The sequence below is a fragment of the Shewanella sp. SM101 genome, assembly GCF_025654465.1.
GTDB lineage: Bacteria > Pseudomonadota > Gammaproteobacteria > Enterobacterales > Shewanellaceae > Shewanella > Shewanella oncorhynchi.
This window is the reverse complement of the sequence record NZ_JAKKRH010000012.1, coordinates 50,950-66,476: the sequence shown is the minus strand read 5'-3', so window position 1 is coordinate 66,476 and position 15,527 is coordinate 50,950. Positions and strand designations below refer to the sequence as shown.

Genomic DNA, 15,527 nt, shown 5'->3' with positions numbered 1-15,527 from the left:
CGAGAAGCAAGCCTCAGATGAGGTTTATGCCAAACTGAATTGATTTTAGTCCATTTACGACATGATTCTAGTCTAAAACGTCAATACTTTGACTTTAAGCCAAAAAAAAGACGCAACCAGTGCGTAATGCCGTTCACTTAAGAGTGAACGGCATTTTTCTTTGGTCTAACCGGATACTTGTTTTTACTCATTTTAAGGACTCTTGGATAAGCCCTTTCCCGTTTACCATCCAACTTAAATTGCCGTGCATTGCGTTCTATATCCAATACGTCTCTCGGGACATTCCACGGTGTTTGTGATGGCAGTTGTGTCAACTTGAAGATGATATAACTCGCCGCATCCCTAAAACTCAGTTGATTAGGATGGACCGATGGCAAGCTTTTAGCCATCAGCAACATCTTATATCTAATGAGATTATAGGCCAGTAGCACGCCCCACAGCTCTTGAGTCACCAGCTCCGGTAGTTGACTGCGTAGCGTAAAACGGCTCTCCAACAGATGTTGTTTCATCTCTCTGTAGCCCAGTTCGATTTCCCATCGATGGGCATATAAGTCGACGATGTCTTCGCTGGGGTAACGCATCGGGTCAGTCAACGAGGTCAAAATGGCGACTGACTTACCTTTCACTGTCTTAGTGAGTAAACGCGCTTCAAGGGTATCAGGGAGCTGCGGCCATTTCTTTCTGGCTTGAGGCGTGGTGGTGAGCTTCACCCACTGGTCATGTTTTCCCAATGTTCGAACCACCTCATATTGAGTGCCTTTCTTCAATGGCAACAACCAGTGGCTGTCAGGTTGCGCTTGCTGCCAAGCGTGCAGAAGGCCGAGCGAGTAAAATCCTCGGTCAAATAGGGTTAGGCTGTGATTGGGAATGCTAGGAATGAGCTGAGATGCTAAGTTCATTTCATTTTCGGCAACCGAATCAAAGGCGCTGTTGACCAACAAATGGCTGCTTAACTCCATCAAGCAAACCATGCGAATTTGCGGATAAGCCGCTTCGCCTGAAGCGTTTGCGGTTCGCGCAAAGGCGGCTTGATTTTGGACACTATCGGGTGTCCGCCACACTACACCGTCAACACCATACAAGTTAAGACCGCACCAATGAGGATGTTCAGCTCTCGCGTGCCAGGTATTGGCGCTGCGACTAAACACTTCTCGAATAACCTCACTGCCCAATCGTTTACGCGCCTGAGTCACGGCGCTGCGTGCAACATAATCAATCTCTTGCGGCAAAACAATGTCGAGTTTGTTGATGAGTGACCGAACAGACTCCCCTCGGAACAAAGCCATTCCGATAACGGCCCAAATCATCGCGTCCATCGGCAATTTACGCCGTCTTAACGTCGCAACGCCTTGTGAGTCCAAACAAGATTGAATTAACTCAGGTTCTAACACATCAGCTAAGCAGGTGAATTCGGTTAGGCGGGTAATATGAGTGCGGGCGAGTGCTTCTGAGAGTTGCATAAAAAAATCCGATGACATGAGGTCATCGGATTTTGATCTTTTCAGCGAGATCGTCAAGCGATCTGTCTTAACTGATCGGCATTACAACCAGTGCGTCTATTTTTAATCACGAAATAAGATATTAACCCGCTTCAGAATGCGCAGAAATATTATGTTTATCTGCAGGAATTGCATCCCAACCTTCTTTGATTGTGCGTAAAATATCACATACATCATCGATTGCTTTCACATCATTATTTAGGTTAGCTTCAGAAATTCTACGCAACATAAAGTCATATAAATCACTCAAATTTCTAGCTATCTGGCCACCAGCATCCATATCTAAGCTATTGTTTAAACCAGTAATAATCCCAATAGCTTTGCCAATGTACATGCCTTTATTAGACAAGTCATTTTGTTCAATCGCAAGGCGACTTTGTGCTAAACGTTGTAGTGCCCCCGCAAACATAAGCTGAATAATACGATGTGGTGACGCAACAGTAATTTCACTCTCTAAAGACACCTTACGATACGATTGCAGTGATCCTCTCATAAACACCTACCTGTTTAAATCTATAGTCTCATAAACACTAATCTGGCGCTTATTCTTATTACCTGCATGTAATAATGCTTGTCTATCTGCCATAACAACACTTGCTTTACCTGTGTACTCTTGAGTAAGTTCAAGCTGATGTTGAAGATAATCAACATCTGTCATATTAGCATCAGCCACTAATACATTGAGTAAAATTTGACGCTCTCCAACCAGTACCTGCAAGTTCGACACCAACTCGTCAGATTGAGACTCTTCAGCAGGAAGCTGAGTCAGCTTATTTAAAATTTCACTCAAAAGGACATTAAGCTCATCGAGTTGTTTCACTTATACTTCCCTTACTCATTTATAAATTCACTATCGTTTTTTAACAGCTCCAGGAAGCGAATTCAAACGATCAACAAGACCACTGCTCTGTTGATTGAGTTGACCAACGACAAGATCCATCGCATTAAATTGCTTCGTTAAACGCGCGGTTAACTGATCCATTTTAAGCGTAAAGGCTTCTCTTTGATCTGCGATTTGGCTTTGCTGATTGGTATATCCGGTTTGACGAGAAGCAATCAATCCTCGAGACTTGACATAGCTATCTGCAAGATCATTAAAGCGATTAGCAAGCCCTTTATCTGGTGTCGAGAATAATGCCTCAACACTGGCCATATCTTCAGAGATGACTTTATTAAGTTTAGTGTCATCGACAGATAACTTACCATATCTATCTGTTTTTATACCTATATCATATAATGCTATCGAACTGCCGCTATCAGTTGGCACTCGTTCACTCGATATACTTCGGAGTTGCGATTCTATAGAACGGATCATAGAGTCGCCCTGTAATGCAGCTGCTGTTTTTTTCTCTTTATCATAGGACGACATTTTATCAACTGCTGTCGCTAAACTATTGTAGGCATCGACAAAAGCTTTCACATTTGTCTTTACTGCATCATCATCTTGTTCAATTTTTAACGTAGTCGTCTTAGAAACATCAGCATCAGTTAAGTTTAACGTCACACCTGCAATAGCATTTTTAACTTCATTAGTTTGTGAGGTAACTTTCTGATTATCGATATAAACAACCGCATTTTTAGCATCTTGAAGCGTGGAGATATTTCCAGCACCGAACATATCATTTAGTCCAGTTCCAGTCGTGTCATTAGCTATAATACTAATTTGATTGTCTTCACCTGACTTATCTGAACTAAAAACCAAACGACTGCCTGCATCACTGGTAATAACAGTTGCAGTTACGCCCGCATTATCTGGTGATTCATTAACTTTTTTAGCAATCGCAGCAAGCGAATCGGTAGCCGAAACATCAATGGAAAAATTCTTACCATTGATACCAAAATCAAGGCTCCCTTCACCTACAGGTAATGCAGGATCAGCAACGTTTTTTCCAGCAATTTTATGATTTACGGCAAGTTGCTCAACTTTGATACCATAGCTACCGGCTTGTGCAGTTTTGTCTGTTGTTGCTGACAAATAAGTTTGATTACTAACAGATACCTTACGCAGATTGAGGGCATCGCCAGTTTGAAGTTTTTTTAAGGCATCTTGAAACGTAGACAACGCACTTTTTAAGGTTCCCATTGCAGAAACTTTTGCTTTGATGCTGTCTTCCGTTTTATTAAACATCGCTTCTTTCGGTGTTTTTTCGGCATCGACTAACACTTTAACAATGTTGCCAATATCCAAACCAGAACCGATACCCATCGCTGTTAATGCCATATAAACCTCTTACTCTTCAACTATCACTACTAGTAATGTGGATATCTACGCCTCTGTTTTCATCAAAAGCCCAGTGACTTCAGATAATTTCTCAGCTAAGGCTAATGCTTCTTCACTCGGCATTTGCCTAATGACATCGCCAGTATCTCGGTCAAGTACAGTCACAACAGCTTGTCCAGAGTTCTCATCAACCTTAAATGCTAAACCTTTACGCATCATAGACATCATATCAGACAACTCTGTGGCAACTTGAGCCAGCTTACTTGGATTCTGTTCATTTTTCGTTACATCTTGTTCCACAGCTTGTTCAATAGACGTATTTCGCTTTAATTCAGCATCTGGAGCAGATGCTTTTAGCGGCGTTTGAGCTAAATCAACCTTACTGTGAAGCATAGAAGGTGAACTTGCTATATTGATATCCATAACCATACCTCAGCAAATTTAGTAATAACTTTAAATGGTTACATTAAAATTACCCTATAAAACTACATTAACCTTTAAAGTGGCAAAGGGAGATCCGTCACCGAACCTCCCTTCTCACATTCTCACTATTCTGCTTTAAACTACAGTAGTGACAAGGCCACTTGAGGTAACTGGTTGGCTTGGGCCAACATTGCAGAACCCGTTTGTTGCAACACTTGGTTCTTGGTCATTTGTGATGTTTCTTTCGCGAAATCCACATCAACTATTCGGCTCTTCGCATCAGCAACGTTTGCTTGAGTATTAGCACTGTTACTAATGTTGTATGCTAAACGGTTTTGAATCGCACCCAATTTTGCTCTTTGGTTATCGATTGTTTTTATTGCTGCATCAATATTTGTTAATGATGTACTTCTCTGGACAGCTGTAGATACTTTAATAACTGATGCCTGTACTTTTATCGCACTAGCCGTTACTTTACTCACCGAAATTGCAATATCTTCAGTATTTTGATGGCCAACTTGGAAAGTTTTTCCATTTGAAAAACTGCCGTCTAATAGTTTGGTGTTACCGAATGCTGTTGTGTTAGCGATTGCAGTGATTTCAGTTGCAAGCGCATCAAGCTCTGATTTAATCGCGCCGATATCAGAGGTAGAGTTTGAACCATTTTCTGCCTGAATGGTTAAATCACGCATACGTTGAAGCATGTTAGTTTGTTCTTGCATCGCGCCTTCAGAAATCTGGGCGATTGAGATTGCATCGTTAGCGTTACGCATACCCACATCTAAACCACGCACTTGGCTGTTTAGACGGTTAGAAATTGCTAGACCTGCAGCATCATCTTTGGCACTGTTGATACGTAAACCACTTGATAAACGTTCCATTGAGGATGCTAATCCAGTGGCAGATGAGTTTAAATTTTTCTGTGCTTTCAAAGATGTGACGTTAGTGTTTACTGTAATGGCCATGATCGTTTCCTCTTTATACCTGGCTTGTGAACTTGCCTGTCTACTTAAACCAGGCGGGTCTTAGTGGTTACACTATATTTAACGGCAGCATCTTTTTTAACTTTAGAGTTATTTTTAAAATATATTGATTTTATAAAATAACTCTAATTATCATAAGCATAAATATCAAACCCTATAAAACTTTGCCTACTTGTTCTAGATAATTCTAGAACAAGTAGGCAAAAACACTTCAAGATAACGCCAATAACTTCACATCACATCACATCAGTAACATTAACCAAGAAGAGATAATGCAACTTGAGGTAACTGATTAGCCTGCGCAAGCATAGCTGAGCCTGTTTGCTGCAGCACTTGATTCTTCGTCATAGTTGCAGTTTCTTTTGCAAAATCAACATCAACAATACGGCTCTTTGCATCAGCAACGTTGGCTTGAGTATTAGCACTATTACTAATGTTGTACGCAAGTCTATTCTGAATAGCACCTAAATTTGATCGTTGTTTATCAATCGCTTTGATTGCTGCATCAATATTTGTTAATGATACACTTCTCTGAGCTGCAGTAGAAACCTTCACAACTGAAGCCTGAACTTTTAATGCACTTGCTGTGACTTTCGATACCGAAACAGTGATGTCTTCTGTATTTTGATGCCCTACTTGGAAAGTTTTTCCATTTGCAAAATCACCATTTAACAGTTTAGTGTTACCGAATGCAGTGGAGTTTGCAATCGCAGATATTTCAGATGCTAACGCATCAATTTCTGATTTAATAGCATCTATATCAGAGGTTGAATTTGCACCATTCTCAGCTTGAATAGTCAAGTCACGCATACGTTGTAGCATATTGGTTTGCTCTTGCATCGCACCTTCTGAGATTTGAGCAATTGAAATCGCATCATTTGCGTTACGCATACCCACATCTAAACCGCGCACTTGGCTGTTCAAGCGGTTAGAAATGGCTAGACCAGCGGCATCGTCTTTGGCACTGTTAATGCGTAGACCACTGGATAAACGTTCCATTGAGGTCGCTAAACCGCTACTGGAAGTATTTAAATTCTTTTGTGCCTTCATTGAAGTCACGTTGGTATTTACTGTAATAGCCATGTTGAGTTCCTCTTCCTAGTTATACCGCCAAGGCTTGGAGCTTGGCTAAATTTTTAACAATTTATCTTACAGATGGATAGGTACTTGCTTTCTGTTAAATAAAGTCGAACAGGGAAACAGAACCCACCTTACTAAACACGCTAGAGACTGCGTTCAATGCAAGCTGTTGCTTTTCAAATTCCGTAATCGCTGATGCATAATCGAGATCTTCCAAGAGTGATAGCGCTGATGAATTCACCACTTTCTCCTCGGTATGAGTCTCTTTGTAACTTTCGACAACTTTCAGATTATTCCCCGCCACACTTCTGGCAGAACTAATTTGATTGACGCCACTATCGATGTTATTCAATATCTGTGCCAACTGAGCTCGACCTTGGGGAGTGTTGGCAGAATTAGGGTCTTCAATTAAGGCAATCGCACTGCTGATCGTATCGAAAATACTGACTTCGGCCTGCGGCTCCATGGTGAAACTATCGCCAGCGCTGGGTTTTCCATCAATTTTAACTTCTATACCATTAAAACTAACGGGATTAGTGGCATCGAAGTTAGCTACGTTTGCGACAGGATTACTTGCAGAATCGAGCACTTGTAAGTTAGTACCACCGGCACCATTATCAGTGAAGTTAAATGTATATATATCAGCAACATAAGTTGCAGCATCAGCAACTTTTGCTGTTTTAACGCTAAACTCCCCCTGCTGGCTGGCCAAATAATTGACGCTATAATCACCAAGTCCATTGGGTGCTTTCATAAACGCGCTATCGCCAGGGATGTTTGTCCCCATGGCAACACCCGTTTGTACTAAACTATTTTTGACGCCAGAATCGCCGCTATACACTATTTTAGGCGGCGTCGAGTTATCAAAAGCAAAAGGTTCTTTATCGGTACTGAAACCAGAGAACATATAATTGCCAGATTCATCCTTACTATTGGCAATTGAGAGCAATTCCTCTAAGCTGCCTTTCATCTCTTCGGCAATCATTTGCCGCTCAGTTCCTGAGAGTGTGCCGTTTATCGCTCGCATAACTTGCTCACGCATAGAGCCAGTTAAATCTTCAGCACTACCGAGTTTACTTTCTGCCACAGCAAGACGATTTGTCGCATAGTCAATATTTTTCATAAACTGATCGACGAGTGCATTCTTCTGATTCAGATTATCAATACCCTGTGACGCCACAGGATCATCACCAGCAGTATTGACTTTCTTACCACTGCTCAATTGGTCAAGAATTTTGCTGGTCGCTGTTTGCTTTTGCAGCACACTGGTAATGCTTTGATTAAAAATCTGCGCGGATGATAATCGCATAGTTAAATCTCCTAACGCACTGAGGATAATAAGGTGTCAAAAATCTGCTGTGCAGTCGTCATGATCCGCGCAGAGGCTTGATAGGCTTGCTGAAAACGCATTAAATTTGCTGCTTCTTCATCTAAGTTCACACCCGACTCACTCTCTACTCGCGCATAAGCTTGTTGATACACGGCCTCTGCCGAACCAACACGCACTTCAGCCGCTTTCGTTTTACTGCCTACCTCGAGCTTAGTGTTCTCGAACACATCAGCTAGGGTCGACTTTCCCCCATTCATCACCTTACTTTCGCTCAACTTAGCCATAGCGACAGCATTGGAGTTATCACCCTCGGCGAAGGATAAATCGAAGGTAAATCTGTCATTACCCGCTGCAGCTGTACTATCTACTTCAAAGGTAAAACCAAAGGCGCTGATACTCGGTGGGGTATAAGTTGTAGCAGCCCCAAGTGATGTTCCTGCGGCATCGAATGCTTCATAGGTGGGTGGCACGACTGTGGTGTCGAGTTTGATCGTCAATTCACTGCCCGTCAAAGGGAAATTTGCGGCATTGCGATTGCCAATTTGAGTCAACTTAACTTGGGTATTACCCGAGTTAGCGGCATCTGCAGTAATCTTTGGGGATGCGGCGGCAATACCTTTAGGGTCTTTCATAACAACTTCAATGCCATTTGAAGCACCCGCTGTCGGGCGAATGGCAAAACGATCCCCCGACGCCATCGCGCCCGCTTTTATGTCAATTGAAAATCCAAAAGTCGGGCCTGATAAAGTCAGCGGTGTTATCACCCCCGTTTCCGTATCTCTCAACTCATAAGAAGCTGGCGCAGTACTGACACATGACAGCTCGTAGGCACCGCCAGTTAATAAATTGGTGTCATCGATTGTGACGCCTAACGTTGCATTGCCCGTATTACCAGAAAAACCTGCTACACGACCCAAGGACATCATAGGATCGTTGATATCTTTGAAGATATTGGCGCCGACTTGACCATTGAGGTCAATGCCTTGCGCTTGCATTTTGTTAAAGTTATCAGCCACGCCCAAAGCTAATTGGTCAAGCTCATGACCCGCGGGAATTAACGTCTGGTCACGATAATCAAACATGGCTCCTAGCTGACCACCCAGTTTACTTGGGTCAACAGTAACGCTTTGCGAACCAATACTTGAGTTAAGCTGTAACTCTTTGGGAAATGGGTTACCCGCTTGAGTCCCCATACTCATGGCAATCTCACCAGAAACCAACATTACAGAGCCACCGAGCATAATACTCTTAGCGCCATTTTCTTGCGGGATAACATTCACTTGGGCGTACTGACTTAACTCTTGAACGAGTGCATCTTGCTTATCGAGCAACTGCGCATCTTGATTCGGTGACTTCATCAGCTCTAGGTTTAAGTTGGCAAGTTCTGTACTGATCTCATTAATACGCTTGGTCATGCCGGTTATCTGGTCATTGGTTTGATCGAGCTGACCATTCAAATAAGACTGCATCTGATTCAGGCTACTGGCGACTTGCTGCGCATTCGTTAAGGTCGAGCTGCGGATGCCCAGGTCTGTGGGTAAGTCCGCCACGCTATTCATACCTGAAAACAGGTCATTTAAGCTTTGTGGCACAACGTTGCCTATCTTAGAAAATAGCTGATCGAGTTCACTCAATTTACCGTAACTGGCTTCGGCGGCACTGAGCGTTGTTTGGCCAATGCGCAACTCTCTTGCGGCATAGTCATTGTAGATACGCTTAACGTCATTAACGTAAGTTCCAGTGCCATAAAAGCTATTGCCTAAACGCTGTGATTCTAGAGTCGACTGGGTTGCCACTTGTCTGTGGTAACCCGCGGTATTGGCGTTAGCAATGTTATTACTGGTGACACCCAGTTGCGACTGGGAGGCAAGCACCCCAGTTCGCGCAATATTCAGCAGATCAACGGCCATTAGTTGACACTCCTATGAACAAACAGGGTTGTAAGGTTCATCATTTGTCTTCTCCTGGCAGAATTGATTTCAGTTCTTCACTGATCGACTGCATCACTTTAATCACTTTTTCAGCGTATCGAGGATCAGTGGCATAACCCGCATCCTGCAAAGCTCGGATGAATTGAGTAGGGGAAGCGGCCACTTTTTTCGCATCTTGATAACGATCGCCTTCTGCAATGAAGGACACAAAATCGTTGAAGCTATGCTCAAAGTCACTGTAAACACGGAAGTCGGCTTTTTGCTGCACTGCCACACCGTGTTCGAATTCTAAGGTGCTGACGTTCGCCTTATCGCCCTGCCAACGGCGATCAGCTTTAATATTGAATAGGTTATGACTTGGCGCGCCGTTATTGCCGCGAACAATTTTTTGTCCCCAGCCAGTTTCCAGTGCCGATTGCGCCAACAATACTTCTGGTTGAGTACCTAATGTTTTTGCGGCTTTTTCAGCATGTGGATATAAGGTCGCTAAAAATTCTTCTCGACTACCAAACCTGACAATCTTTTGGGTTTCCCTAAATGCTGCCGTCGGCAAAACTTGGCCGCTAATCACAGGTTCTACCACTGAAAGTGATTGTTCACTCCAGCTCGGCTTAGGCGTATCGATAGCCAGTGAACGATTAGGCGCATCAATGTCCATTGATGAATTTGCATCTTCAGCTCTATCCGGTTCAAATACAGGCCGAGCGATAGCAGCCGGCACACCATGATTTACAACTGTGGGTTCAACCACAGGAGCGGCTGAACTCTGCATAGGCACATTAAGCGCTTTATCGTCGTGGAGCATTTTCATGCCACCATCGTCACGCAATACCGATGCAGGCGTGAAATGACTTGTTTCGGGAGAGAGTTGCTGCACCATCATATCGGCAAGGCCCAATACACCTTTGTCAGATAAATCGACCGATAACTGCTGATCGCGCATCTGCTCGTAAAACTGAGTGTATTGGCTATTGAGTGGACTATCAGACTGAAAAACCGCATTGGCATCGCGCATACTTTTCATCAGCATTTGCACGAAAATACCTTCAAATTGTTGGGCGACCTTTTTCAAGGCGCCCTTCTCATCTTTCTGAGCCTGGGCGCGGAGTGAATCTAGCCCGCCCAGGTCAAGAAAATGTGATGAACTTGAAAGCTTTTCCATGATTTTCCCGACAGAAATTAGATGATGATAAGTTCACCATGCAAAGCTCCTGCCACTTTTAATGCTTCAAGTATTGCTAACACATCTGAAGGGGCTGCACCGACTAAGTTAACCGCTCTAACCAGCTCATCCAGCGTTGTGCCAGGATTAAACATAAACATACGGCGGTCACTTTCTGTCGCTGTAATCGTACTATTGCTCGTGACAGTTGTTTGACCATTGGCCAAGGCGTTTGGCTGTGAAACCTGGGTTGCCTCAGCAATCGTGACTGTCATGCCGCCATGGGTAATCGCCGCTGGGAGTAAGCGCACGTTTTGCCCAACCACTATGGTTCCAGTGCGTGAGTTAACGATCACTTTGGCAGATTCTTCTGCGGGGATAACATCGAGGTTTTCAAGCGTTGCTAAAAAAGACACCCGTTGTGATACATCACGCGGAGCACTGACCTGCACAGATGTTGCGTCTAAAGGACGCGCCATATCAGGGCCTAATAGCTCATTAATCGCATCGGCCATCCGTTGTGCAGTCGAAAAATCAGAACGACGTAAGTTAAACGTCAAATAATCGCCGGTTGAAAACGGGGTCGCCACACTGCGCTCAACAATCGCGCCATTGGGTATGCGACCAACTGTTGGGGTATTTTGGATGACCTTTGAACCATCTAAACCATCGGCACTAAAACCACTCACCACTAAGCTGCCTTGGGCTATGGCATACACATTTCCGTCAACGCCTTTCAAAAAGGTTTGCAATAAGGTGCCACCGCGTAAACTTTTGGCTTCGCCTAAGCTAGATACGGTGACGTCAAGATCTTGACCCGGTTTTATAAAGGCTGGCATATCCGCATGTACGGCAACCACAGCGACGTTTTTAATCTTTGGTTTGACGTTGTCAGGAAGATTAATGCCGAAATTTTTCAGCATAGTCATAAAGGTCTGTTCGGTATAACTGGTTTTTTCACCCGTTCCCGGCAAACCAACCACTAAGCCATAACCGATCAACTGGTTACTGCGTACGCCCTGCACATTGGCAATATCTTTAATTCGTTCAGCCTGACTAGGTAGAGAAAACACCAGCACGGCAACGGCTAACACCAGTTTATATTTCATGATACGACTCCTTAGAAGGGCCACCAGTCGCTCATAAAGAACTGGCTTAACCAGCCCACTTTTTGAGCATCTGCGAAAGTGCCAGTGCCACTGTATTGAATACGGGCATTGGCCATTCGCGTTGAATCGATAGTGTTATCGGGTTTAATGTCCTGCGAGCGAACCAGACCTGTGACGCGAATAAACTCATCACCGTTGTTAATTGAGATCCATTTTTCGCCGCGGATCACTAAGCTGCCGTTGTTCAGCACTTGCATCACGTTTGCCGAGATGCTGCCATCTAAACTATTACTCTGATCCGCATCCGATTCACGTTTAGTGTTCATGCTATCTTTGTAACGCAAATCAAGTGGCACACCGCCAACGGAGATATTACTGCCACCGGCGAAGATAGGATCTAAGCTCATGTCAGAGCCTTTTTTGATCTGATTGCCTGCACTCTTCTTAGCTTGAGTCGACTCTTTCAAAACGATAGTGATAATGTCACCAACTTTGTGAGCACGTATATCCGAATACAAGCTAGATGCTTGACTGTCTTGATAAATAGAACCAGTCGCGGCAATTTTTGTCGGCGGTGCCTCTGGGTATACCGGCGCGTAAAAGGGATCATCCGCAAGGGGTTTCTTTTGCGTCGAGCTACAAGCTGCAAGCAATAACGCGACGGCCAACACAAGATATCTAGCCATGATGTTTGCCTCTATAAATTCTGAGTCACGTAAGACAGCATCTGATCTACCGCTGAAATCACTTTGGAGTTCATCTCGTAAATGCGCTGACTTTCGATAAGGTTCACCAGTTCCTCGGTCACGTTCACGTTAGAGGTTTCTAAGGCGCCTTGACGAATAGCACCCATACCATCTAACGAAGCGGTACCTTGAATGGGCGTGCCGCTCGCACCAGTTTCCGTATATAAGTTTTGTCCCATAGGATCTAGACCCGATGGATTAATAAAATCCGTCATAGTCAACTGACCCACGACTTGGTTCTCAGCGGTACCCGGCGTTTTTACTGAAACTTCACCCTCTGCTGAAACGGTAATACTGGTCGCATTATCAGGAATAGTGATCGCGGGTTGTAGCAAATAGCCAGAACCTGGCGTCACAATCTGACCCGTATCGTCTAAGGTAAACTGACCATTTCGAGTATAAGCAGTGGTTCCATCAGGGAGCTGGATTTCAAAAAATCCAGGACCTTCAATCATGAGATCCAGTGAGTTATCCGTCGTCAGCATGTTACCCTGAGTAAACATTTTTTGAGTGGCGACGACTTTCGTACCCGCACCTATGTTTAATCCGTTGGGTAGCTTAGTGTTAGATGCACTAACACCACCCGCTTGGTTAACTGTTTGATAGAGTAAATCTTCAAATACTGCGCGGCTTTTTTTGTAGCCCACAGTGCTAGCGTTTGCTACGTTGTTTGAAATCACTGAAATATCAGTTTGCTGTGCGTCTAAGCCAGTTTTACTAATCCATAACGCCGGATGCATAATCTATCTCCTAACTAATACGCATTAATGAAGATGAAGCGCGATCATTCTCTTCCGCGGTTTTCATCATCTTGACTTGCAATTCAAACTGCCGCTGAAGATCAATCAAAGACACCATTTCATCAACAGGGTTAACGTTACTGCCCTCTACGGCACCACTTTCAACTGCGACGAAAGGGTCAGCTGGTGCTGGTTCACCTGACATTTGTCGAAATAATCCATCTTCACCACGCATCATCTGCGCATTGCCGGGATTGACTAACTTCAATCTCGCCACTTCTTCTATCACTTCAGCAGTCGCCCCTTGAGGGCGAACAGACACTATGCCATCCTGTGAAATAGACACTTTATCAATAGGTAATGGCAGCACTATCGGGCCAGCGTCCCCCATCACGGGATTGCCTCTGTCGTTATACAACATGCCCGTCGCATCGAAACTGAGACTACCTGAACGGGTATAAGCTTCACTGCCATCTTTAGCCTGAACGGCAAACCAGCCATCGCCTTTAATGGCAACATCGAGATCCCGTCCAGTGGTTTTAATCGGACCAGAGCGAAAATTAGCTGACGGAGATTCTGTCATCGCAAACACCCTTGAAGGCAACCCTTCACCGAAGGCTTGCATCGATCTGGCCTGCGCCATATCTGATTTAAAACCATCGGTATTAGCATTGGCTAAATTGTTCGCACGGAGTGCCAGCTCATTCATATTTTGCTTAGCGCCACTCATGGCGACATAAAGGAATTTGTCCACAGACTGCTCCGTCAAATTTTCTACATGACGATATCAAAGCAAGCATCGTGCCAATAAAAATTAATTTTAATTTACTGATAAAATTGAAGAATAAGGAAATGAAGTGAGTTGACAGCAGGATAAAGGCTAAGTGTTGCCACTGGCGGCAACACTTAGTTAAATAAAGTAATGATTAGCGGATTTGTAATACGGTTTGTTGCAGCGTGTTATTCACTTCAAGGGTACGAGAGTTCGCTTGGAAGTTACGCTGCGCCGAAATTAAATCAACCAGTTCAGTCGTCAAATCGATGTTCGATTGCTCTAACGCCGATGAACTGATGCTACCAAAAGTTCCACTATTTGCCTCACCCGCTAACGCTGGACCTGAGTTCAAACTAGCCTTCCACGACGTATTACCCACTTGCGTTAAACCTTGTTCGTTAGCAAAACGAACTAAAGCAACCCGTGCTAAAGGCACGGTTGAACCATTAGAATAACTCGCGGTCACTAAACCATCTTCGCCGATTTCAACGTTAGTTAAGCGACCTACAGTCGTACCATCTTGCGTCAACTCAGTTGCACCAAAAGGAGCCGCATATTGCGTTGGGGCATTAAACTTCACAGTCAAATCTTGAGTGCCATCGGCACCAGCCCCTAAAACACCCGCACCACTGACGCCCAAAGCCTCAGTCTTGACTATAGCAGGATCACTACCAGTGTAGACACCAACAGAATTAAACTTGAGTACAGAGCCTTTCCAACCACCAGCAGTTTGAGCTGTGCCCGTTGCATCAGGCGTACCATCGCCGGTGGTATCTGTTTGATAAGTACCAGCAGGACCGGCTAAATCGACTTGCTTTCCATCAACAGCATAGTAAGCCACCCAATTGTTCTCACCATTGTACGAACCATCTTTGGGCTTAACAAAATAAGTGGTCATAATATGTGGCTCACCGAGTGAGTCATAAATTGTCATTGATGTAACGTTATTGTAGGTTTTTGCATCTAGAGGATCAAATGCCGCGGGGTCGAGTGCACTTTCCTTAGCATTTAAGTTCATTTGTAAAGTAACATTCTCCGTCTTTACAGGGCTACCCGCAGTGTCTGGTATTTGTACCGGCTTAGCCGTCGTTAAACTCACTGATGTTGAGTTCCCATCTTTATCCACTGGGAAAGTTTGCAAATAATTACCAGCAGAATCAACCATGTAATTATTTTTATCGACCTTAAATGCTCCAGCACGGGTAAACGAGTGGTCTAATGTACCCAGTTCAGAGGCTGTAACGAAAAAGCCACCACCTTTAATCGCCATATCAAGGGAGTTATTCGTCAACTGTAAGCTACCTTGATGGAATTGTTGTGCCACTTGACTCGTAGCAACACCACCACCGACAGCAGTTTTAGCATTCGAAAAAATAGAATTAGCGTAAACATCCGCAAATTCAGCACGGGACTCTTTAAAGCCTATGGTGTTCGCATTAGCAATGTTATTCGCCGTAGTGTTTAAATCTTTCTGCGCGGCAGAAATGCCACTCAATGCAATGTTAAACGACATAATTCACCTCTACAC

Annotated in this window: 15 protein-coding genes; all 15 read right to left on the bottom strand. The window is 44.1% G+C overall.

The genetic code is table 11. The features are described from left to right. Nucleotides 1-137: 137 nt before the first annotated feature. Nucleotides 138-1,460 (bottom strand): IS4-like element ISSba6 family transposase, encoded by a 1,323-nt coding sequence (locus L5M38_RS08570; protein WP_263178798.1) that lies wholly within the window; start codon nt 1,458-1,460, stop codon nt 138-140. A 121-nt stretch (nt 1,461-1,581) separates the two neighbouring features. Beyond that, on the bottom strand, nt 1,582-1,992 hold the full coding sequence (gene fliS / locus L5M38_RS08565) for a flagellar export chaperone FliS (protein ID WP_212600932.1): 411 nt from the start codon (nt 1,990-1,992) through the stop codon (nt 1,582-1,584). Between the two features lie 6 nt (nt 1,993-1,998). Then, the gene (locus tag L5M38_RS08560; protein ID WP_263168851.1) at nt 1,999-2,319 is read right to left on the bottom strand and encodes a flagella biosynthesis chaperone for FliD, FliT; all 321 of its coding nucleotides are present in this window, start codon (nt 2,317-2,319) and stop codon (nt 1,999-2,001) included. Nucleotides 2,320-2,349: 30 nt separating this feature from the next. Next, nucleotides 2,350-3,720, bottom strand: coding sequence for a flagellar filament capping protein FliD (gene fliD / locus L5M38_RS08555; RefSeq protein ID WP_263168853.1), 1,371 nt, complete (start codon nt 3,718-3,720; stop codon nt 2,350-2,352). 45 nt (nt 3,721-3,765) lie between these two features. Further along, nucleotides 3,766-4,143, bottom strand: a complete 378-nt coding sequence (locus tag L5M38_RS08550; protein WP_263178797.1) for a flagellar protein FlaG — start codon at nt 4,141-4,143, stop codon at nt 3,766-3,768. 140 nt (nt 4,144-4,283) lie between these two features. Beyond that, a complete protein-coding gene (locus L5M38_RS08545; protein ID WP_263178796.1) occupies nt 4,284-5,108 on the bottom strand; it encodes a flagellin in 825 nt (274 codons plus the stop codon). Nucleotides 5,109-5,381: 273 nt separating this feature from the next. After that, nucleotides 5,382-6,209: a flagellin gene (locus L5M38_RS08540; protein ID WP_263178795.1), complete on the bottom strand. Its 828-nt coding sequence runs from the start codon at nt 6,207-6,209 to the stop codon at nt 5,382-5,384. Between the two features lie 94 nt (nt 6,210-6,303). Then, on the bottom strand, nt 6,304-7,515 hold the full coding sequence (flgL, locus tag L5M38_RS08535) for a flagellar hook-associated protein FlgL (RefSeq protein WP_263178794.1): 1,212 nt from the start codon (nt 7,513-7,515) through the stop codon (nt 6,304-6,306). An 11-nt stretch (nt 7,516-7,526) separates the two neighbouring features. Next, the gene (flgK, locus tag L5M38_RS08530; RefSeq protein ID WP_263178793.1) at nt 7,527-9,446 is read right to left on the bottom strand and encodes a flagellar hook-associated protein FlgK; all 1,920 of its coding nucleotides are present in this window, start codon (nt 9,444-9,446) and stop codon (nt 7,527-7,529) included. Between the two features lie 40 nt (nt 9,447-9,486). Next, nucleotides 9,487-10,629, bottom strand: coding sequence for a flagellar assembly peptidoglycan hydrolase FlgJ (gene flgJ / locus L5M38_RS08525; protein ID WP_263178792.1), 1,143 nt, complete (start codon nt 10,627-10,629; stop codon nt 9,487-9,489). A gap of 17 nt (nt 10,630-10,646) precedes the next feature. Further along, complete coding sequence (locus tag L5M38_RS08520) at nt 10,647-11,738, bottom strand: flagellar basal body P-ring protein FlgI (protein WP_006082420.1); 1,092 nt, start codon at nt 11,736-11,738, stop codon at nt 10,647-10,649. An 11-nt stretch (nt 11,739-11,749) separates the two neighbouring features. Next, nucleotides 11,750-12,424 carry a flagellar basal body L-ring protein FlgH gene (gene flgH / locus L5M38_RS08515; protein ID WP_011847314.1) on the bottom strand — a complete coding sequence of 225 codons (675 nt, stop codon included), beginning with the start codon at nt 12,422-12,424 and terminating at the stop codon, nt 11,750-11,752. 11 nt (nt 12,425-12,435) lie between these two features. Continuing rightward, complete coding sequence (gene flgG, locus L5M38_RS08510; RefSeq protein ID WP_028761205.1) at nt 12,436-13,224, bottom strand: flagellar basal-body rod protein FlgG; 789 nt, start codon at nt 13,222-13,224, stop codon at nt 12,436-12,438. A 10-nt stretch (nt 13,225-13,234) separates the two neighbouring features. After that, entirely contained in the window at nt 13,235-13,978 is a 744-nt protein-coding gene (flgF, locus tag L5M38_RS08505; RefSeq protein ID WP_105251930.1) for a flagellar basal-body rod protein FlgF, read from the bottom strand. Between the two features lie 172 nt (nt 13,979-14,150). Then, a complete protein-coding gene (gene flgE / locus L5M38_RS08500) occupies nt 14,151-15,512 on the bottom strand; it encodes a flagellar hook protein FlgE (protein WP_105251929.1) in 1,362 nt (453 codons plus the stop codon). Nucleotides 15,513-15,527 lie beyond the last annotated feature (15 nt).